The sequence below is a fragment of the Vibrio sp. 2033 genome (assembly GCF_033339735.1).
In genome coordinates this window covers 1-817 of the sequence record NZ_JAWOVC010000234.1, presented here as the reverse complement: position 1 = coordinate 817, position 817 = coordinate 1, and the positions used below count along the sequence as shown (strand labels likewise).

Genomic DNA, 817 nt, shown 5'->3' with positions numbered 1-817 from the left:
TGTTTTTATTACAAAATGTTAGATAAAAAGTATTATCAATACGACATTTTTAGTGTGGGAATTATCATCACTGGCAGAAATTTGCGCGTTACCAGTCAAAATTTGAGCTAATAAACAAAAAACTCAGCATTCAGATGCTGAGTTTTTCTGTGACAGATTGAAAGTTAGGCTATTTGGGATTCTGTTTTGTTATCCGTTTTCATCGCAAAGATCACAATCACGAGCAATACGAACGGAAGAACGTACAAGTTCAGGTTTTGCCAACCGACTGTCGATTCAAGCCAGCCAGAAAGTAAGGCAGTAATGGTGACACAGCTGAACACGAAGAACTCATTAAACGCCTGCGCTTTGCTGCGGTTTTTCACTTCGTAACTTTGGCTAAACAGCCCCGTTGCAGCGATAAACATGAAGTTCCAACCTACGCCCAACAAAACTAAGGCAAGGCTAAAGTGCCAAATGGACACACCATGAATGTTAATCCCTATACAAGCAATAAACAGCACACCTCCCGCTAGGATCATTTTCTTTGCGCCGAACTGCTCAATTAATCGACCAGTAATAAAGGCTGGAGCGAACATGCCGAGCACGTGCCACTCAATCACACCTGCGGCTTTGTCGAAATCGAAACCACAACCAATCATCGCCAAAGGCGTCGCTGTCATTAGAATATTCATCACCGCATAAGCCACCATTGCCGCTAACACAGCAATCATAAAGTTCGGGCGTCTTATGATGTCACTAATAGTATCGGCTTTAACATGCGATAGCTGAGTATGCGCTGGCGGGAACCGAATCGTTTGAAGCAATACAAGCGCTG

General features: G+C 43.2%; 1 protein-coding gene. It reads right to left on the bottom strand.

All coding sequences use genetic code 11. The annotated features are described in order from the left end of the window. Positions 1-164: 164 nt before the first annotated feature. The coding region (locus R7P74_RS25790; RefSeq protein ID WP_318123489.1) for an MFS transporter at positions 165-817 on the bottom strand (653 nt) is incomplete at its 5' end.